A 21,566-nucleotide genomic window follows, 5' to 3' on the forward strand; every position below is an offset into this window, starting at 1 on the left:
TTAACAAATTTCGTACTTCTTCACATTAAGTGTTAGAAACGTCCACTTCACTTCTGGATGATTTCGCAGATTCCACACATTGATGTAAAATAGAGAAATACCTGTGTGATTTAATTTACGGGAAGTTAAAGATGAATCTGGTACTATAGGAGGTTACATTGATGAATATTGTTTCCATTGAACCAACACCGAGTCCAAATACGATGATGCTACATCTCGATGAACGTCTGGAGGACGGAATTCGCAAAACATATACACTGGACAACGAACGATCTGCTCCGGCGTTCATTCGCCAGATGCTTCATATTCCCGGTGTAAAGAGTGTGTTCCACACAACAGACTTTGTGGCACTTGATCGTAAAGGGAATGCCGACTGGTCCGTTATCTTGGGTGAAGTCCAAAATCGCCTTGGACAGCAAGGCATTGATCTGGACTGGATTGAATCCGAAGATGGTTCAGGTGAGCACTTCGGAGAAGCACAGGTATTTGTACAATTCTTCCGAGGCGTACCGATGCAAATTAGGGTCAAGGCCGGGGTCAAGGAAGAACGAATCTCGTTGTCCGATCGCTTTGTCAAAGCCGTGACAGAAGTCGCCAGTGCAACAATGATCAAAGAACGCAAACTGAGCGATTACGGTGTTCGATATGGTGAATTGCCTGATATTGCACGTGAAGTTGAGCAGGAATTGGAAGCCGCTTACCCCCCGGAACGGCTGGAGCAGGTCATCAAACAGGCCATTGAACATGGTACCAAATCCGAAGAGTTCGTCGAGCGCCGCCGTGAATTGGATGGAGCCGAACTTGAAGAGGCTCTGCGAAACGAGGACTGGAATGTTCGCTATGCGGCATTTGACGGCATGGAGCCTACGGCCGAAAGACTGCCTCTCGTAGCCCATGCCTTGCATGACAACAAAATGCAGATACGTCGCTTGGCTGTCGTATACCTGGGTGACATTCGTACACCGGAAGCGATGGAATTGCTGTATGAAGCGCTTCAGGACAGTTCTCCTGCGGTACGCCGGACTGCCGGGGATACCTTGTCTGATATCGGTGATCCTGCCGCCACTCCAGCCATGACAGCTACGTTATCCGATAAAAGTAAACTTGTACGCTGGCGTGCAGCTCGTTTTCTATATGAGGTCGGAACAGAAGAAGCAGAACAAGCGTTGCGAGTTGCAGCCGATGATCCCGAATTCGAAGTCAGCCTGCAGGCCAAGATGGCTCTGGAGCGAATCGAATCCGGCGAACAAGCTGCTGGAACGGTATGGCAGCAGATGGCTGGTCGTAACAAAAAAGAGGAATAGTCGTCTCTCAGACCTCACATCCAACAATTGTTATTGCACTGGAAAACCATGCGCGTTATACTGATTGTCTGTTTACTAAACAGGACACACGATGTTAAGTTGTCTTGTTCATAATTTCATAGACAATAGATACACCTCATCCATTGATGGTGAGGTAGAGGTCGCGGGTGCGATCAGTACGCTGATGGAGGCGCTAAGGAGCCGCTTATGAGATCAGCCGAAAGGTGTACCCGCCGAAGCTCGCTGGACGTTCCTTATACGGTCCGGTGAGCTGGGGCTGCTGTCGAAAGGCGCAGAACTGTCACGGAAGTACATTTCCTTTATATTAAGGTATGAATTCTTCTGTGTTGAGCTATCTTAATCATCTGGGACATGGTGCGGACATTGAAATATTAAAGACCGCAGGCTGATGCCTGTGGTCTTTTTGTTTATGAATTCAAGTATCGCAAACATCAGTATATCGAATGAAGGAGTGTTTCCATGCAAGACCGCAGTAACCCAACAACAACTGGACCTTCCCTGAAAAAAGGATTACGCGCACGCCATATGACGATGATCGCCCTCGGTGGCTCAATTGGTACCGGGCTGTTTCTCGCAAGTGGTACCGCCATCTCAACCGCAGGCCCTGGTGGAGCATTAATTGCCTATGTGGCCGTTGGCATCATGGTTTATTTCCTAATGACCAGCCTTGGTGAGCTTGCTACCTTTATGCCGGACTCCGGTTCATTTAATACGTATGCCGCACGTTTTGTCGATCCTGCTCTCGGGTTCGCCATGGGCTGGAACTTCTGGTACAACTGGGCGGTAACCATTGCAGCAGAGCTTGCTGCCGCTACTGTACTCATTAAATACTGGTTCCCCGACAGTTCATCCATGTTATGGAGCTTATTGTTCCTCGTGCTGATCTTTTCCTTGAACGTGTTGTCTGTTAAAGGCTATGGAGAGTCCGAGTACTGGTTCGCCATTATCAAAGTCGCTACTGTTATCATCTTCTTGGCCGTTGGTGTGCTCATGATCTTTGGGATTATGGGCGGAGAAGCGGTTGGTTTCAGTAACTTCACCATCGGTGATGCGCCCATCCATGGCGGATTCTTCGCCGTGTTAGGCGTATTCATGGCTGCGGGATTTTCATTCCAAGGTACCGAGCTTATCGGGGTAGCCGCTGGTGAAAGTGAAAACCCGCGCGAAAATGTACCTCGTGCGATTCGTCAGGTATTTTGGCGCATTCTGATTTTTTACATTTTGGCAATTACCGTGATCAGTCTGATCATCCCGTATACGCATCCGAATCTGCTCAAAGGTGACCTGGAGAATATCGGTGTCAGCCCGTTCACACTGGTATTTGAGAAAGCTGGCCTCCCCATTGCAGCTTCCGTCATGAATGCCGTTATTTTAACCTCTGTACTCTCTGCCGGTAACTCAGGCATGTACGCTTCAAGTCGGGTTCTCTATGCCCTTGCCCGTGACGGTAAAGCCCCTCGTTTCCTGGGCAAGCTGAATAAAAAAGGCATTCCAATGAATGCACTTTTGCTTACAACAGCCGTTGGTATGTTGGCATTCCTTGCCTCCCTGTTCGGCGATGGAATTGTGTACACCTGGTTGTTGAATGCATCCGGGATGTGTGGTTTTATCACTTGGCTGGGTATCGCTATCAGTCATTATCGCTTCCGTCGTGCATACGTTGCACAAGGCAGGGATCTGAGCGATCTGCCTTACCGTGCACGCTGGTTCCCGTTTGGGCCGATCTTTGCTTTTGTCCTGTGTATCATCGTGATCATTGGACAGAACTATCAGGCATTCACGGGTGATCAGATCGACTGGAGTGGAGCCATCGTTGCCTACTTGAGCGTACCCCTGTTCCTGATATTGTGGCTTGGTTACAAATGGATCAAAAAGACCAAAGTGGTGCCGCTGCAGGAATGTGATTTCACACCTACCGATTCACCAAGTGATAAATAGTAGCTCCAACGTGTACCACCATTAACTGATTCAATCCGACTCTATATAAAAAAACCTCCCCGTGGCGTTGCAGTTTTCCTACTGTAGCGATACGGGGATATTTTGTTTTGGGTCCACTCTCCCCTTCGAACATTCCCGTACGTCCTTTCGTCCCTGTCCATATTTTGTATAGGTCGGTAAGTAGAATAGAGAAAGGTATACTATTTTTCTTGGACAACGGGAGTTGATGTATAATGAAAAAATTCTCTATTCTGCTCGTTCTATTGGGCATCCTGATCATCAGCTTTCCTTTCCTGCGGGAAACGTATTATGATTGGCAGCAAACCCGTGTCATGAACGATCTGGAACAATTGCAAAATGGCTTGTCTAAGCTTAATCACTCCTTCGAACAAGGCATACAGGATGCAGCTTCTGCCGAGCCGACTACTGACAATACAGGTACAGTACAAGAGGCCTCCTCGGATACGTTGGGGGTACTATCGATTGACAAGATTGATGTCCGCTTACCGATTCTGGAGGGTGCAACGGAGGACAATATGAAGGTAGCTGCAACCCATCTTGTCGAAACCACCCGTATCGGGAATAAAGGTAATGCTGCCATAGCCGCTCATCGCGCCCACAAAAAAGGACGGCTGTTCAATCGTCTGGGAGAACTCCAGATTGGTGATTCAATGGAAGTCACCTTGGCAAATCGAACAATTATCCAATATAAGGTAGATCAGATATCCGTTGTAGAGCCAAATGACTTATCTGTGTTGGAAGATTCCGGGCTTGGGCAGGTCCTTACCTTGATTACCTGTGATCCACTCGTCAATCCAACACATCGCCTAATTGTAAGAGCTATTGAAGTGAAACCGAATATTACGGGGACTTGATCCTGCCTTAATATCATCAAAAAATACCCTCTAGCATATTCACACGTCGACGCTAAGCCTTCGTAGTGATTGCTAGAGGGTATTTCTATCTACACACGATGAATCTTAGATACTGCGTGTTTCGATCTAGCGTTGAAGCTGTTGTCTGCGGCGGAAGTACATGAATCCCGCGCTACCTAACGCCATCAGCATCATGCCCACAGCAGTGTAAGCCATTGTGCTCTCTTCACCTGTTTGTGGCAACATTCCCTGAGATAACGAATTTCCGTTTGGCTGTGATGCAGAATTTCCATTGCCCTGTGACCCATCTGTACCCGTTCCAGCAGGAGGTGCAAGTGCACCATCCCCATCCGGTGCATCTGTATCCCCAACTGGAGGTGCATTGTCGTCACCGTTGGAATCGCCAGGCGAAGGAGGAGTTACTCCGTAATCTTCATCTGTTGGAATTTCGGTTCCGCCTTCAGGTTCAGTAGGTCCAGTAACCACTGTGCCTGGGATAGACGTTCCTGGTGTTTCCGGTCCTGGTGTTACTGGTTTCTCCGGATCTGGTGTTACACCCGTAGTAGGTGTTCCCGGATTATAAGGTCCACTAGATCCACCACCCGATACCGGGATGGCCTGATTCGTTTTTTCCACAACTACGGCTTCGGTTTGTATGTTCGTAATTTCAAATGGAACTGGTGTTGTTTCCAACATGTATCCGTTAGGTGCTTTTATTTCAACCAACTGATATTTATTGATATCCAAGCCTTCCAGTACAATTTCACCTTGTTGATTGGTTGTCAGTGTAGCTTCATCTAGACCTGTTACCTTGTGGAACTCCCAATTCCCATTTGCATCCATCAATGCAGTCTGAGCCCGTAATTCAAACACAGCTCCTTGAAGGTGCTGAGTTCTACCCGCATTGGTTTTAATCAATTTAACAGAACGATCATTTTTTTTATTTTCAATGGTCAATTGAGTTTCCGGTTTGATAATAGATACAAGGGTCTCCGGCTGTTCAATAACAAAGCCTTCTGCCTTGGTCTCTACCAATGTATATGAACCATAGTCCAAACCATCGAATTCAATGATCCCATTTAGGTCGGTTACTTTTGTATCGATGACACTGTTGGAACGATCACGCAATTCGAATTCAATTCCGCTTAATACGGACTTATCCTTGGCATTTACTTTGGTAACGACAAGTTTACCGCCTGCACCCATTGCATTCGACTTCGTCAGTGTAATAATCTGAGTCTGATTCTCTACAATCGTAAACGGAATTGGTGTAGCATCCAATTGATAAAACTCAGGTGCCACGACTTCTACCAGCTCATAATCCCCTGGCAACAGTCCACCTTTGGCGATCTTCCCATCTTCCCCTGTCGTTAACTCATCGATTTTCTCTCGCGTTGCGCCGTCCTTGGAGTACAATTCGAAAGTTGCACCCTTAAGTGTCTTGGAGGAGTCCACCGCATCTACCTTGGTTAATTCAAAGCCTTGACGAATCTTTTTATTTTCAATTTCAAAAGCAATATCCGCATCCTTAAACTCAATCGTTTTACCTGAGGCAGAGCCATATTCAGGATCAACCAAGTATCCTGCCGGTGCAGATAATTCTTTTAACTTATAAGGTACACCGTTGGTTAGATTGTTTAATCGATAGTTTCTGGAGCTTTCAACCACACCATTCTCGTCCGTTGGTTTCAAGGTTTCCAGAAGCGTAGTTCCAGACGCATTATAGATTGCAAATATTGCACCCTCCAGCGGAACTCCTGTATCACTGACTTTGTGAATTCTGATTTTGCCCAGACCTGTAGAGGCTCCTCCACCTGCTCCAGCCAAGGAAACTTTGATTCCCGACTGATTACCTTCTCCGATTACCGAGGAAGATTGGCCTGCAAATTCAACCTTATTCTCAATTCGGGCGCCATGATCGGCATTAATATAAGACTGATATTCCAAAATGAATGCGGTATGAATATCTTTCTTGAAGGTGAAGGTAAAAGTATTGCCCTCCACATTCAATTCATAATCATCTGGATCAACAAGTCCAGCTTTGGTGGATACATTGCCTGAATTGTTGGCAGGTAAATTGGTTGCATATAATTTCAATGAATCAGCCAATAAAATCTGGTTCTCTGACAAGGTATCTGTTAATTGATTACCCGCAGGAATGAAAGATTGACTTGGATTGATATTTACCGTCCATGATGCTTTATCCGTTGTACCTTCTTGCTTCCCTGTTTTGCGGACGTATACACCACCGTTGGCAGGTGTAACACTGGCTGATCTATTAAATCGTATTGCACCACCCTCACCATCCGTCAGAACAGCCTGGTTGGCATAAGCGCCTACGACAGAATATGGTCCATCCAGACTTGTTTGGTACTGAATGCGATAAGCCATTTTGCCCATGTTACCCAGATCCAACACAAAACCTTTACCGTCCGGGTTCAGCTGGAATTGACCAGGTGTGAGCGGAACCTCGTTACCTACAGCAGTAACATTATTGGCTCCCTGTAGCTCTAACTCATGAACCTTCAATGAGCCATCTACGAAAGATTGGTCTCCAGTGTAAGCATCCTTAAGGATTGCATCCTGAATATCGAACAAGTTGTAGTTTACATCAATTGTCCACGTGATCGTTTTGTCTTTGGCGCTGTATTCGCCCTTCTTGTTACCATTTTGAATGGTATACTCTTGCGGTTTGACCATAGCCGATTTGGTAATCGCAGTCTGTGCTACATCGGACTCTTCCCAATCGATCTTGGCAGAGTTGCGATATTCATTATCCGTTGGCATACCTGCCGTCGGATCAAAGCTTGTCGTATAGGTAATGACATGTTCCGTGTTAATGGTAACGCCGTCTTTCAGGCGAACGGAGAATCCTTTTTCATACGTTGGATCAGCCGGGTCTGGAGTCAGTTCAAAGTCGTCTTTGTTAACCCCACTTACTTGAAGACTACCCGGAATCAGCTTCATGTGTCTGCCTTCATAATTGTCGGTGATGACGATATCCGTCATGTCCTGCAAATCACGGTTCAACACCATCTGCCATTCGATTTCTTTTGTGTTGAAGTTTTCACTTTTTACGCTTTTTGCAAAAATGACTTCCCGAATGTCTTTCCGGCCTGTTTTGGAAGTACCATCATACATGTTCACTGTGTTCGTAATGGTATCGTTGGTATATACACGATGAATGGATTGTGTATCATATTCGATCTCATAGGCCTTGGTAATGTCGTTATTAAAATGTAATCTGAAGCCATCATCGAACCCTGTATTCACCGCTTCAAGTGTGTATTCATTCGGATTCACCAGCGTTCTGTTCGAAGCGGCTCCGCTCGAATTAATATCCACCTGGTACACCTTGACGGAATTGTTGATCAGTTGCTGTTTTGCCGTATCAAAACGGTCTTCAATCCATGCATTCGTTTGCATGATTTCTTGCTGATTGTAGTTATATTGCACTTTCCATGTAATCGTCTGTGTCACCGGATCATATGCACTATCTTGCCCTGACTTGTTCAAAGGCTCATTAAAACTCACACGAACTCGGCCAATATCGGTTTCGTTGTGCTCGCTCTGATCCGTTGTAAGCGCAACCTGGTTTTGATACTCCACGTTGGTGAACGGAGCAGTGGTTGGTGCTTTAACACTTGTCGTATAGGTTACACGATAGGCCTTATCTGTATCTCCCAATTGAATTGGAAACTGTGGTTCCGTTTGAACTACTGGGCCTTCTTTTACAGATCCATTCAATTGCACTTCCAATTCGCGAATTTCGATATTGCCCTTGAGCTCCAGCTCTGCTGGGAACGTGTCTGCAAGAACAGCATTTTTCATAGCCTTCTCGCCTTGGTTAAAATCTACGGTCCATTTAATTTCATCCGAGTTGAAGTTGTCTTTGTTTGCGCTTCCCGATTTCTTCAACTTATCTACGGCTGTGTTGGCAAAATGTACATCAATGATGCCCTGCCCTACGGAACTAAAGTCTATCTGTTGTTTCAAACCATCTTCCATCTTGCTCTCATCAAACTTAATCCACACGTAGAAGTTGCCTTCCAGCTTCGCATGCTCGATCAGTTCATTAAAGGTAAAGATGATTGTGCCATCTGGATTCACCACATACTCCCCAACACCGCCATCCAGATTACCTTTAAGCTGCGATCCAATGATGAATTTATCGGGCAAGTTAAAGGTGAACGTGGAACCATCGCTGTAGTTGTGGGTGTCATTTGCAAGCCCCCATGTAAAGACTACAGCCACCTCATCCTGAATGTGTGGTCGAATATCCTCGATTTTATCTCCTTTGACTTCAATCGTGCCATTCCCGTTGTCTTCTGGTGCCTGATTGTACATCTGCACACTGGTAATCAATTGATCTGTAATTACCGGGCCTGCAGCTGCGATTGCTAAACTGCTCTGGTTGAGGTTTCCCTCCCCCTCTTCTTGCGGAGTGGCAGCAACGTCAACGTTGTTGACCTCTTCCGAACCTGCCAAACCTTCTTCTGACGCTGTATCGCTGATTGCACTGGCTGGCAAGTTAGTTAATTCATCCTGAGCATGCATTGTTGGTGTAAATATCCAACCCTGCATCATTTGCGTGACCAGTAACAGAGCAATGATCACTATGCTCACTTTTTTCCTCATTTTTTGCATATCCTCCTCGTACGTAGTGTTGGCATACGCCGAAGATTAGAATAGCAAAGCGACATATACAAAAAATAGACAACACTAAAATCCTCGCTTTTGGACACAAAATTGAACACAAAAAAGGATACTCCTCAATCGGAGCATCCTGTTCAAATGGTTGTTATATTGTCCAGTTAATTTTGACGCGCAGATCGGTAGTACCTTCCATTTTGGACACATAATAAGATATCGATTTCATGCCAAGTTGGTACAAATCCTGCAAATCTTCAATCAGCCCAGCCTCCGTACCCTTGTACCTGAATGTCAGCGAGGTTCCGCCTTCCTTCAGCTTACTCTGAACCTTGGTCTTCAGGGCAGCATGGCCTTTAACCGCATCCTCTTCATCATACAGGGAATAGTCGAGAGCGTGGTACAGCTTCTGATAAGCGGCTTTTTTGCTATCTCCAGCCTTCACCAGCTTTAATAAAGCTTCTCGATATGGGGCTGGCGCAGCGGGGTACTTGCTTTTGCCTGTCCAGATATGGTCACGTGCCATCTCATCATCACTCAGCAAATAATAGCTGTGGCTCACCTTACCTTTGCGGTCAGGGGTAGGATCATCCCAGGTGGTGTCCATGTGATACCACTTGCCGTCCAGGTTCACGATATTCCAGGCATGAAGCTGCCCACCTGCTGTACCTTCCACAATCCGGTTATCGATACCTACTCGCTCCAGCATCCGATAGGCCAACAGTGAATATCCCTGACATACGGTACTGCCTGTAACAAGCCCGTCGTAGGCCGTATATTTCTTGAGCGAAGTATCGTAGGAAAGGTTAAGCACAATCCAGTCATGGATGACCTTGACCTTCTCATGATCCGTCATGCCTGGTTTGATGATTTCTTTCAACACGTTTGTGACTTTACGATTCACATAATCCGTCTGCTCCTTGGTCTCCCGATAGGAGAGAGTCACATGCACCTCGGCGGACACATTGGATCCTTTATAATTAAATGCATAACTTTTAACGGTATATTGGATATAGGGGTCACTCTTCATTGCCTCATCGATGGAGGTTTGTAATTGTTTTTTGAGGCCTTTCACATTGCCTTTGTATGTAAAAACAAGTTCCTCCGTTCGCTGTGACATTGCGGTAAGCAAGGTCTGACGCAAATCTGTTGCCGTGGATATATCCGATGTCCCTGATGCAGCATACAGTTGATCCAGATCAACCGTACGTGGTAACGCTACAGCAATCAGACAGCCTGCCAGCAGTATGGTGATAATTCGTTTCCCGTTCTTACCCATGAAAGGAACCCACCCTTCTTTGCAAAGTTCTCACGCCCTATTGTATCACAAAAGGGTCTGTCGTCATTCTAGTTTTGTAAAAGCAAATCAAAAGAGACCTTCTATGGAAGGTCCCTTTGATCTTTAGTTCATTGAATCACGATTACCCGTTATCTTCATCCTATGATTCGCTTGGGCATGATATGAGTGATTCCTCGTCTAATACAGGCGATTACCACTCATAAATGTATCTGTTTTACCTTGAAGCTTCGCCAGCCGTTCCAATACCTGTGACGCTTCAGCTACCGTCACTTTGCGTGCAGGCATGAACCGTCCTTCAATCGAAGGAAGCAATCCCAGCTTCAGACTCAGGGAAACCGCTCCCTTACTTGTAATGGCACTGGCATCCGCAATGTTGGGAAGATCCGATGGCAACGTATAGAATCCGGCCAGCTTCTCATAGCGTAAAATACGTACAAGCAGCACTGCCAATTCTTCACGTGTCATCTCTTCCTGCGGATTCAAATTCTGTTCAGGGTCCGCTCCGGCAAGCCAGCGCTGATCGATTAATGCCCGAACTGCCTTATAATACGGGCTGTCAGGTGTCACATCAGCGTATAACTTGTCATCTCCGTCCCCACTGTAGTACAGATCCATATTTGGATTAATCGCTCTTGCCAGATAGTTAAACCAATCTCCTCGGGTAATCACACGATCCGGGAATACGCGTCCCTGCTCATCAGCAAGCAATACGCCATGCTGTGTCATATTGCGTAGAGCTGCTTCGGCCACATGACCCAAGATGTCCGTAGGTTCAGCCTCGGTTGCAGAGCTTGTGTCCCCGTATAAAAGCTTCCACTCTCCTGTGTTCGCATCCAGCGCTTCATAGTTGCCATAGATTGAATTCTCATCACGTGTAGGCATATAAGCAAGGTTCACCCCCGCTGGGATGACTTGACCACCGTTCGTACCATATCCCCCATAACGGGAATATGCGAGGATCAGCTTGAACTCCTCCAGATAGAGTGCCTTGGCCTCTTCATAACTGATGGCTGGCTTATCATCTGCTGGCAATTGTTCAGGTGTTGCGGCAATGCGTGTATAGAACTCGTTCACGGTTCCATCGTTCAACACCTGCACTTGTGCCGTATCATCTTTCACCTGAATTCCGTTCAGATAGCGTTGGAACATAAACGTACGAGCATCGTCTATCTCAATAACGTTAGCCAGTCGGAACTGCTCCGTTGCGTCTGGAACTAGCGCAATCACTGTGTCCATCGCCAGTTTCTCAGCCTGCTTCCGCGTTACCAATTTGCCTGCCTTCTCCTCAGCCGGCTTCTCCTGTTCCATCTCCGGTCCGATTCGTTGCATCATCGTATAGCTGTAGATCTGCCCGGTAACTGCATCTACCTGTGCTGAGATATCCCGCATGAACATATAGGACATATTGGCACTTCGATCACTCCAGCTCAAACTCCACACCTGATTGTTCGGACTTGAGTAATATCCCTTGCCCAGCTGGCTATGTTCCAGCTTATAACCCTTGGGAATATCAAAGTTTGTTGCGACCCGATTGGCGGCCTGTTGAACATTTAACCTCGTACCATTGGCCGGCACAAAAGGCGTTACATCACCTTTCAACTTCGTATCCTGCTGCAAAGAATCTTCATCCACAGCTTTACCTGTTAATGTATTAATCCGTTCCAACGTATTGGCTTCAATCGGAACGATACTGATATTTTTTGGTGTATATGCAAGATAATACTGCTGACCCTGTTTGGAAGATAGACGATCTTTGGCGATATAAGCCAGTTCCACATCGAACTGTTCTTCAAACTGCTGTCTTGCCTTCTCTTCTGAAGCTGCCGGTTTCGATGAGGGATACTTGGCTTCAATAGTACCTCGTGAGTAACCTGTCACCAAACCACTTTCATCCACATTAATGTAGACTGTCTCTGCATCAGATAACAATCCATCATGTTTTAACTGGTACCCGTATCGATACTCTGTTCTGCCAAACAATGACTCTTGTTCAATGGAAGAATACAGATCTCCAAGCGGAGCATATTCATTGTCCTTAAGACCTGGAATCGCTTGGTACAACAATGCCACGGCCTTTTCTTCAGCTTCAGCTTTGGTTAGCTTCACATCCGATTCCGAGACATGTTTGTCCAGGATATCCGACGGCAAATGTACACTTAACACTTCCCCTGTGCCTGCATGTACAGTTCCACTGAATCCCGACGTATGATTACCTTGTGTAATCTGGAACCCGATCTCCCATGCCTTGTAGTCTGGCGTTGGATAGGAATTAGGTGAATCGAATCGTGCAGATGAGATTGTTGCTTTTTTTAACAATGGAAACAATTTCAGTATATTTTCACTGGCTTGCCTGGATGAGATTTTTGCTCCCTCTGGCACGTCATTGCTCGTTGCGTCTAGTTGTTCATTTTCCCCCGTTGTCGCTTCGGTCAACTGCTCTGCTTGCGCGGCTGATGCACTGCCTGCAAAACCTGGTGTTTGCGAAGCAAGCAGCAGTGTTGCCATCGCTGCGGTTGTTGCTTTGGTTGCGAACATTTTCAAAGTTAGATTACACTTCCAATTCAAACTCAAATCTGGACCTCTCCCTTCAATTTCATACAAAGAAGCATAACAAATAACCTCGCATGAATATTGCCAGTCTATTCTATGATACCATAAGCTTCCTTTTTAATCGTCGTTTTCGGGGCAATTTTACAAATGTGAATTTCTGCATATTGCTATTAACAGCAAAAAAAACGCCAACCACATTGGCGTTTTCTCTATTAGCCTGCACTCTTATGTAGGCTGATTCTACCTTGTCAACTACTCGCTATAGACGAATCGTTCGACTTCGCCTGACCTTGAACATGGATTTTCAAAAAGGGAATCACGGTATCCCAGAAGGCGGGATCTTCCTCGGAACAACTGTGTCCTCCGCTGTTGACCCATAGATGTTCAACAGGCGGATCGGCTTTGGACATAAAATATTCAAGCTCACTCGGGGGAATGAAATTATCTCCCTTGGAGTGCACCATAAGCATTGGCAGTTGCATCCCCCTGCGCCGTTCATTCAGCATCATCACCGGTTCACGCTGACGATAGGATTTCAGAGATTCACCCAGTCGCCAGAACCAGATTCTCGGAATTAACTGGGCCAGTGGAAATAAGGGCAGACGCCGGCGTCTCAGCTCTGAACTGACGATTACCTCAAATTGCGATGGCATCGAGTCCGTAATCACTGCTGATACAGGAATTCCCTCCGTCACTGCAAGAATCGTACCCAGTCCACCCAAAGAATGTCCAAGTACTCCGATGGCATCCGCATCAATCTCTGGTCGTGCAGTCGTATACTGCAACGCCGCGAGCAGATCATCCCGGAACAGGTAGGCAGATGCAGCACGAACCGGATCACTGGCCCCATGACTACGCACATCATACATAAATAAGGCATATCCAGCTTCCCAGATCGGACGTGCGTAACGAAGAACACGGGAGCGATTGGAGCCCCATCCATGTGCAATGATAACGAGCGGCCATGGTTTCGGAATGTCGGCTCTGGCCGGGATGAACCAGCCATGCACCCGACCTCCCCCACTGTCAAAGGTCACATCCTCAAATGGCATTGGGGGTGTCAGTGTGATTGGAATCTTCTTAGGTGTCTGGCTCTTTACCGCTGCCTTCCATAAACCACCTGCCGTTACTGCGGCCACGGCGAGCATGCCGCCTATCATTGTTTTAGCTTTCACAGGGCATCTCTCCTCTCCGAATTCTGGCATACATCCATCATAAAACAATAGAGTGAACGGCATGTTAAGTCACATGGGTTTTTATGATAAAGATTAATCTAACAACTAATTTTTCGGAACCATCATATATATACCCAAATATACATATCCCTCATCTGATGCTGGAATCCTAGACTACAGCTGCTTCCACAAATCTTCGTGCACATGCTGCAATCCACTCATGATCTCCTGCCACAAGAGCTTCTCGTGGTAAAAGTGCACTTCCCAGACCTACGGCAGCAGCACCTGCTGCATAGTAGTCAGCAATATTCTCCAGTGTGGCGCCGCCTGTTGCCAGCAGTGGAATATGATTCAATGGAGCTTTGATCTCCCGCAGATACGGTATGCCCAGACTCGCCATCGGAAACAACTTCACAACTCGTGCTCCCGCTTCATGGGCAGCGACAATCTCCGTGGGTGTCATGGCTCCAGGCCAGATCTCGACACCATGTTCTACAGCATATTCAATGACAGACAGATCGACATTGGGAGACACCAGAAATTGTGCTCCTGCAGCGACTGCTTCCTTCGCCATCTGCACATTCAGAACCGTACCCGCTCCAACATAAGCCTTTCCTTCATGCCGCTCACGCCAGTCTGCAATAATATCATGTGCTCCAGGTGTGTTCAGTGTGACTTCCATCAGTCGGATGCCACCACCTGTCATACCTTGTCCAGCTGTTACTGCCGCTTCACGACTTATACCACGCACAATCGCGACCAGCCTCGACTCTAATAAAACTTCCGTCAGATTCATATCCAGTTCCCCTTGCTTCATCAATTCGGCAGCCGAAGACAGGCAATCATGGTCACCGCTTTTCCGTTATTCATTATTGTAAAGCATATCCTCCCCTGGATGAAATACATTAATCCATTTCAACGTGAATGCGTCTGTCACCAACTCTATGATGTGCTTTTATCATAATGCAAAAAAACCTCTCCATGGAAATGGGGATGATTCACCCATTCAAATCCACGAAAGAGGCAGTATTTCGACTAAAAATACTAAGCATTTTCCAATACGTTATCCTTCTCCAAATCTTTAAAGTATCGATCGTTATATAACATGCTCGGATGTGTTGGATGATAGGCGAGTGCGATATCATTATGTTCTCGGGCCTTGGCACGGTTACCCATCCGATCATAACACACACATAGTTGCAGATGCGGCATCCAGGTCCAGGCTGCTTCATTCAGCACTACCATAGGATCATCGGGACGTACAGCACGAGTTGCCTGTTCGTACCAGAACAGGGCCTTGCGATAATCTTCACGGTCGGCAAAATAACCACCCAATCGACAGCAAATCTCGGCTCTTGGCAAATCATAGGCAAATGATCGGAACAACGCGGTGACTTCCTGTTCCGGACGTTCAAGTGCAGCTTCACAATCCGCAATTTTCTGGCACGCAGCGATCTGATCTTCCACCCAGCCCAGCCCGGTATCCAGAAACTTCTCATAGTACTTCACCGCATCCTCATGCTGTCCATGGTCCTTCAGTTCATTACCGAAGTAGTACAAGTCACGCGGCCCAAATTCCTCTCCGGCCTGTTCCCTTTTGCGATAGATCCGCAGATTCCGATCGGTATACTCCTTATCTTTCTTGTGGGTAACCGCTATATCACTATGCAGCAGATTGCCCGCTACAGCCAGATATTCATGCACCGCGCCAATCCAGCGAAATTGTCGATCCCGACGCACCAGACGATTCCGGCGCAGGTTGTAGGCTACCTTGCCATCTGCTGTGAATGACAGATTGTAATCCATCGTGACACTATCAACAGCCGGGTCTAGCGAACGTTTCAAGGCGATCAGTTTCGCCCGATCTTCCGGTTCGAACACATCGTCGGCATCCAGCCACAGAATATATTCACTCTTGGCCTGATCGAAAGCATAGTTGCGTGCTGCTGCAAAGTCATCCACCCACTCAAAATCAACAATACGATCCGTATATCTGGAAGCAATCTGACGGGTACGATCCGTCGAACCGGTATCCACGATTACAATCTCATCGGTAATACCGTTGACCGAGTCCAGACATCTGGCAAGGGAAGCTTCTTCATTTTTCACAATCATACACAGAGTAATACTGATCGTCTCCTCACCTCTTCTCGCCCTGCGATTAAAGGCGGAAACCCCCGGCAGTTCGGACAATCGATAGATGTGGTACGCAGGGAAATGAGTATCGACAAACAAACGAAAACCCAGTGCCTGAGCACGAATGCAAAAATGACGATCTTCACCCCAGAAGGATATATTGGGAATCTGGTCATATGAAACTCCTGCTGCCAGCACATTTTTGCGAATAAGAGTACATGCCCCCAGCCCTCCAACTTCATAACAACCCGGGATCCGCAACTGACTCAGAAAAGCAGTCGTTTGTGTGCCTTCGTCCTCCGCCTCGATTCCGTCTAATGTTTTACCACCGCGGCGATACAAGGCATACTCATCTTGCAGCCATACCTGCGGCATTTCCCTGGCATCTGGCTGCCAGCGGGTCCAAAAGATATTGGATACAATGTCTTTGCCACTCGATACAAGTTGCTCCAGCGTCCGCGGATGCAGCACCAAGTCAGAATCAATCAGGAAAACCGCATCGTAGTGATTGTCGCGTGCATATTGCAATATGCGATTTTTCAAACCGGCTACACGCCAAATCTGCTCATCCTGCCAATAGTGTCCTCCCTCATCCTTGCTGTACACCCCTTTGTTGTCAGGACTACCACTACCATGTTCATCTGCTTGAATAACCGTCCCCTCATGCTGAAGCACAAATTCACGCAATATATTTGATGCGGCCTCTTCCACGTTATCGTCAACAAACAGATAATCCGTCTTCACTGTTGTTCGTTCCAGTGCATGCAGAGAATCCAGAAATTCACGGAGCACTGGCGTTGTCTGGCGAACCGGGCTGGCGATCAGTATTCTTTCCTGGCCAAGCTCTTCAAGCTTTTCCGATTGGCGGGTTTCCATCGATTTATCAGAACGTCTGGACGGTCGATGATTACTATGGCTCTCTTTCTTGCTCTCATCTTGCTCCTCATTTTGATTTTCTTTCTCATTCTCTTTCCCTTGTAAATTCAGCTCTATTTGAGGTTGGGATTCTTCTTGCGATGGGTGTAACGGGTCTTTCTTCAACTTGCTCACTCCCCCTCTCCTTATTCGAACCATGCCAACAGTCGTGGCTCTTGATCCAATATCGATTCGTACTGTTCCTTCCAACCGTATCTTGCTTCAGGGTCCAGTGCTTGATAACGTTCATATTTGCGGATGCGGTCTTCTTCCCGCGCCCAACCATAGTGCTTCACCCGGGGAGCATGACATCCATAGGACCAATGCTGGATCGTTAACGGAAAACGCCCACAATGCTGGGGTGTCTCTTTCCATTCATAGTTCATCCCCGGGTGATAACGAATCAGAAATGGCCGATAATAGGCATGCGCCTGCCAGAACTCATCTTCCCGGTAATGCGTCTCACTCCACATATCAAACAATCTGAAATAGATCGCATCTTCATTGCCACTGAGCAGCAGATCACGTACCACCCCAAAGTCACTGGTTAGAATCTCATCCGCATCCAGATTCAAAATCCACTCCGGATTGGTCGCCACCGTCTCTTCCCATTGCTGTTTTCTCAGGCTTACCTCGTCTGCAAAACGTGAAGCAGCGTTCTCCACTAATACGAGTGGAATACCGTCCAGAAGTTCCCGGCACAGCGCGACCGTTGCATCCGTACTTCCGTCATCAATGATTACTGCGCGATCAATCCAGGGACGATGTCTCTCCAGTGCCTGCCTGAGATAGCGATTCTCTTCATTACGAACGATCATCGACAAGGTAATATGTGGTCTTCCATGTTCCTCATGTCTATCCAAAGCTTCACCCCCTTGCTCAAGCTTCTACCTATTAAAATGTCGGACACACGATACCTGGACGAATCACAATCCTCTATTTCCAATCTATGCAGAGCCGGAATGCGGATATGCAGGCCAAGTAAACCTTTCATGGGGTTAATCTTGATGAACGACAAAAAAAGCACCCGCCTTCGCGGATGCTTTTAAGGTAATCACAAGATTAATGTAGTGAAATAAATGAATTAACGGTATTCAGCCAAACGATCATTGAGACTACGTGTCTGTCCATAGACTTCCTGGTACAGTGTGAACAGTCCATCATAGACGGCAACCGTTTCCGGGTTCGGCTCATAGGACTTCGCTGGACGAATAAACGCTGTTGCACATTCCTGCAAGGACGGGAACCAGCCACAACCATAAGCAGCCAGCATTGCTGCACCCATCGCAGGACCCTGTTCGCTCTCCAGCTTCACAATCGTGGCGTTAAAGACATCCGCCTGCATTTGCAACCAAGCTTCGTTCTTGGCACCGCCACCAATGGAGATGACTTCATTGACGGTTTTACCTGCGCCGCGCAGAATATCAATGGATTCGCGCAGCGAGAAGGTAATGCCCTCCATTACCGCACGTCCAAAGTGCTCCAGCTTGTGCCCTGCATCCATACCGATGAAGCTGCCACGGATATTCGCATCCGGATGAGGTGTACGCTCCCCAACGATATACGGTGTGAACAACAATCCATTGCTGCCCGCCGGAATCTGATCAATGCCCTGCAAGAGCACATCAAATGATTTGTCCGCGGCAAACGTATCCTTGAACCAGGACAGGCTATATCCTGCGGCAAGCGTTACCCCCATAATATAGAAGGCATCTTTCTCCCCGTGATTGAAAAAGTGTACTTTGCCTTCGAAATCGAGATCTTTGCGCTCTTCGTAGGAAAGCACCACCCCGGACGTTCCGATGCTGCACATCGTCTGTCCTTCACTCAGAATGCCTGCGCCAATCGCACCGCATGCATTATCCGCACCACCTGCATATACTTTCGTCGCAGCCGCCAGACCCGTTTGATCCGCAATCTCAGGAAGCAACGTGCCCACTTCCTCAAACGATTCCACAAGACGTGGACAAAGAGAGATTGGCAGCTCTAATGCTTCTGCAATCTCATTGCTCCACTGCTTGCCTGCAACGTCCAGCAGCAAGGTACCCGCTGCATCGGAATAATCCATAGCGTAATCCCCTGTCAGGCGATAACGCACATAGTCTTTTGGCAACAGGAACAAGGATGCTTGCTGTAACAATTCAGGCTCATTCTCCTGAACCCACAGAATTTTCGGCAAGGTGAATCCTTCCAGTGCACGGTTCCGGGCAATGCTTAACAGCTTGCCATCCAGCACTTTTTCGATGCGACGGCACTGAGCCGTTGTGCGTGTATCATTCCACAAGATTGCATTCCGCAGTGGTTTACCTTCGGCATCAACCAAAACCAGTCCATGCATCTGTCCGGAGAAGCTCAGACCTTCAATTTCCGAAGGCTGCACGCCAGATACTTCGAGCAGTTTGCGCAGGGAAACAATCGTCTGCTCTACCCAATCTTCGGGATTTTGTTCACTGTATCCAGCCTTGGGCTGGTACAACGGGTATGCCTCGGATGCTTCAAATGCCACTTTTCCCTCACGATTAACCAACACGGTTTTGACCGCACTGGTTCCCAGATCGACACCAATTACGTAACTCATAGGTTAACTCCTCTCGTTTATAACAGGATTGTATAAATGAAACCTCGATGCTCATGTGGTCACTTCGTGAGCAGAAAACCCTTGGATCGCCGTTACCCCCGGATTTCCTTTATACCCTTTGGCAAGGGTGAAATCCGGGGATAAATGCGACCGCTTTGCTTCCTCAGGTCCTTTCTGCTCACTCCGTTCTGCATACACCATCTTAGACAACCATTTATATCAAAACAGTAAAAACGTACTCGTTTTTGTAGCAAAAAAATTGATCCAATGACCTTGATTCATCATTGGTTATAAATGAAACCTTGATGCTCATAAGGTCACTACCTGATCAGAAAACCCTTGGATCGCCATTACCCCCGGATTTCCTTTATACCCTTTGGCAAGGGTGAAATCCGGGGATAAATGCGCACGCTTTGCTTCCTCGGGTCCTTTCTGCTCACTCCGTTTTGCATGCATGATCCTGGACACACATGGATATGAAACGAGTAAAACGTACTCGTTTTTGTAGCAAAAAAATTGATCCAATGACCTTGATTCGTCATTGGTTATAAATGAAACCTTGATACGCATGTAGATCACTTGTGCATGATTAGCTCAGGTATCAAAAAACCGTCCCCGCCTTCCCAGGGGAAAGTCGGGGACGGTCCGAATGTCATGCTTGTTCAGGCGTTCCGTGGTACAAGCTCGTGCAGGGAGGCATGGGTACATGCCATTCCTTGCACAGATGAATTCTAAAATTAGTCAGCCAAGATGTACTGGTTGAGTTGTGCTCTCAGCAATTCCTGACGTCCGGATTGGTTTTTGCGTGGGTTTTCATTGTTGAGTGCATACTCAGCAAGGGAAGCAAGTGTTGCTTTACCTGCAACCACATCTGCACCAATACCTTCGCTGAAGCTGCTGTAACGTTTTTCGATGAAGTCATCGAATACGCGATCTTCAATCAACTTCGCTGCTACTTTCAGACCTTTTGCATACGTGTCCATACCTGCGATGTGTGCCAGGAACAGATCGTCTGCTTCAAAGGAACCACGACGTACTTTCGCGTCAAAGTTCACACCACCACGGCCGATACCGCCGTTTTTCAATACTTCATACATAGTCAGTGTCGCATCGTACATATCAACCGGGAACTCATCTGTATCCCAACCGATCAACATATCGCCTTGGTTCGCATCAAGGGAACCGAGCATACCGTTGGTACGAGCAACACGGATTTCGTGATCGAATGTATGGCCAGCCAGTGTAGCATGGTTTGCTTCCAGGTTGAGTTTGAAGTGTTTGTCCAAACCGTATTTTTGCAAGAAAGCAATGGAAGTTGCTGCATCATAGTCATATTGGTGTTTCGTTGGCTCTTTTGGTTTAGGCTCGATCAGGAATTGTGCGTCAAAACCAATTTCCTTCGCATAGTCTACAGCCATGTGGAACATGCGAGCAATGTTGTCTTGCTCCAGTTGCATGTCTGTGTTCAGCAATGTGTCGTAACCTTCACGACCGCCCCAGAAGACATAGTTTTCAGCGCCCAGACGTTTACCCACTTCCAGACCTTTCTTGATCTGTGCTGCAGCATGAGCATACACGTCTGCGTTGCAAGTGGATGCTGCACCAAACATGAAGCGTGGGTTCGAGAACATGTTCGCCGTGTTCCAGAGCAGTTTTTTGCCGCTGGATTTCATATGATCTTCAATCAGATCAACGATTGTATCAATGTTGCTGTAGAACTCGCGCAGGTTGTTGCCTTCTGGTGCAATGTCCACATCGTGGAAACAGAAGAACGGGAGATTCATTTTTTCCAAAAATTCAAATGCCGCTTCCACGCGTACTTTCGCGAGGTCCAGACCCGAGTATTTATCCCATGAACGAACAGCTGTCTCTGCACCGAACGGGTCACTGCCGCCTGCAGTTAATGTATGCCAGTAAGCCATGCCGAAACGGAAATGTTCTTCCATCGATTTGCCGGCTACCACTTCTTCCGGATTATAATGTTTAAAAGCAAAAGGATTCTTGGAATCTTTACCTTCAAATGCAATTTTATTAACGGATTCAAAATAGGCCATGTGTAAAATGCCTCCTCAATAGTTTTAAGAAATCGTTTACACCGTTATCCTATCACATCGAATTTACTTT

The 21,566-nt window shown here is 47.1% G+C and carries 13 protein-coding genes and 1 riboswitch; of the genes, 3 read left to right on the forward strand and 10 right to left on the reverse strand.

Annotated elements, in window-relative coordinates; genetic code table 11:
- Positions 1 to 161: 161 nt before the first annotated feature.
- The 3 genes from MHB85_RS26570 to MHB85_RS26580 all read left to right on the forward strand — a co-directional run bounded on the left by MHB85_RS26570 (position 162) and on the right by MHB85_RS26580 (position 4,138).
- Positions 162 to 1,304: a virulence factor gene (locus MHB85_RS26570; RefSeq protein WP_047841582.1), complete on the forward strand. Its 1,143-nt coding sequence runs from the start codon at positions 162 to 164 to the stop codon at positions 1,302 to 1,304.
- Between the two features lie 147 nt (positions 1,305 to 1,451).
- Positions 1,452 to 1,667, forward strand: a riboswitch (Lysine riboswitch).
- A gap of 117 nt (positions 1,668 to 1,784) precedes the next feature.
- Positions 1,785 to 3,263: an amino acid permease gene (locus MHB85_RS26575; RefSeq protein WP_341073957.1), complete on the forward strand. Its 1,479-nt coding sequence runs from the start codon at positions 1,785 to 1,787 to the stop codon at positions 3,261 to 3,263.
- Positions 3,264 to 3,496: 233 nt separating this feature from the next.
- Complete coding sequence (locus tag MHB85_RS26580; RefSeq protein ID WP_341073959.1) at positions 3,497 to 4,138, forward strand: class D sortase; 642 nt, start codon at positions 3,497 to 3,499, stop codon at positions 4,136 to 4,138.
- A gap of 126 nt (positions 4,139 to 4,264) precedes the next feature.
- On the opposite strand, the gene MHB85_RS26585 is transcribed toward MHB85_RS26580, so the two are convergent.
- The 10 genes from MHB85_RS26585 to xylA all read right to left on the reverse strand — a co-directional run bounded on the left by MHB85_RS26585 (position 4,265) and on the right by xylA (position 21,496).
- Positions 4,265 to 8,776, reverse strand: a complete 4,512-nt coding sequence (locus MHB85_RS26585; RefSeq protein ID WP_341073961.1) for a collagen binding domain-containing protein — start codon at positions 8,774 to 8,776, stop codon at positions 4,265 to 4,267.
- A gap of 163 nt (positions 8,777 to 8,939) precedes the next feature.
- Positions 8,940 to 10,067, reverse strand: a complete 1,128-nt coding sequence (locus tag MHB85_RS26590) for a transglutaminase domain-containing protein (protein ID WP_105601880.1) — start codon at positions 10,065 to 10,067, stop codon at positions 8,940 to 8,942.
- Between the two features lie 198 nt (positions 10,068 to 10,265).
- Entirely contained in the window at positions 10,266 to 12,659 is a 2,394-nt protein-coding gene (locus MHB85_RS26595; protein WP_341073962.1) for an S-layer homology domain-containing protein, read from the reverse strand.
- Between the two features lie 227 nt (positions 12,660 to 12,886).
- Complete coding sequence (locus tag MHB85_RS26600) at positions 12,887 to 13,813, reverse strand: alpha/beta hydrolase (RefSeq protein WP_223199777.1); 927 nt, start codon at positions 13,811 to 13,813, stop codon at positions 12,887 to 12,889.
- A 169-nt stretch (positions 13,814 to 13,982) separates the two neighbouring features.
- Positions 13,983 to 14,609, reverse strand: coding sequence for a bifunctional 4-hydroxy-2-oxoglutarate aldolase/2-dehydro-3-deoxy-phosphogluconate aldolase (locus tag MHB85_RS26605; protein ID WP_091019305.1), 627 nt, complete (start codon positions 14,607 to 14,609; stop codon positions 13,983 to 13,985).
- Between the two features lie 248 nt (positions 14,610 to 14,857).
- Positions 14,858 to 15,928 (reverse strand): glycosyltransferase, encoded by a 1,071-nt coding sequence (locus MHB85_RS31245; RefSeq protein ID WP_445739060.1) that lies wholly within the window; start codon positions 15,926 to 15,928, stop codon positions 14,858 to 14,860.
- A 1,082-nt stretch (positions 15,929 to 17,010) separates the two neighbouring features.
- A complete protein-coding gene (locus MHB85_RS26615; protein WP_223199778.1) occupies positions 17,011 to 17,727 on the reverse strand; it encodes a glycosyltransferase family 2 protein in 717 nt (238 codons plus the stop codon).
- A 221-nt stretch (positions 17,728 to 17,948) separates the two neighbouring features.
- The gene (gene xylB, locus MHB85_RS26620; protein ID WP_091019301.1) at positions 17,949 to 19,442 is read right to left on the reverse strand and encodes a xylulokinase; all 1,494 of its coding nucleotides are present in this window, start codon (positions 19,440 to 19,442) and stop codon (positions 17,949 to 17,951) included.
- A 51-nt stretch (positions 19,443 to 19,493) separates the two neighbouring features.
- On the reverse strand, positions 19,494 to 19,652 hold the full coding sequence (locus MHB85_RS26625) for a hypothetical protein (protein ID WP_192135787.1): 159 nt from the start codon (positions 19,650 to 19,652) through the stop codon (positions 19,494 to 19,496).
- A 527-nt stretch (positions 19,653 to 20,179) separates the two neighbouring features.
- Positions 20,180 to 21,496 (reverse strand): xylose isomerase, encoded by a 1,317-nt coding sequence (gene xylA, locus MHB85_RS26630; RefSeq protein WP_133387161.1) that lies wholly within the window; start codon positions 21,494 to 21,496, stop codon positions 20,180 to 20,182.
- Between the last annotated feature and the right edge of the window lie 70 nt (positions 21,497 to 21,566).

Origin of the sequence: Paenibacillus sp. FSL K6-4396 (assembly GCF_038002525.1) — a bacterium.
Lineage (GTDB): Bacteria > Bacillota > Bacilli > Paenibacillales > Paenibacillaceae > Paenibacillus > Paenibacillus amylolyticus_B.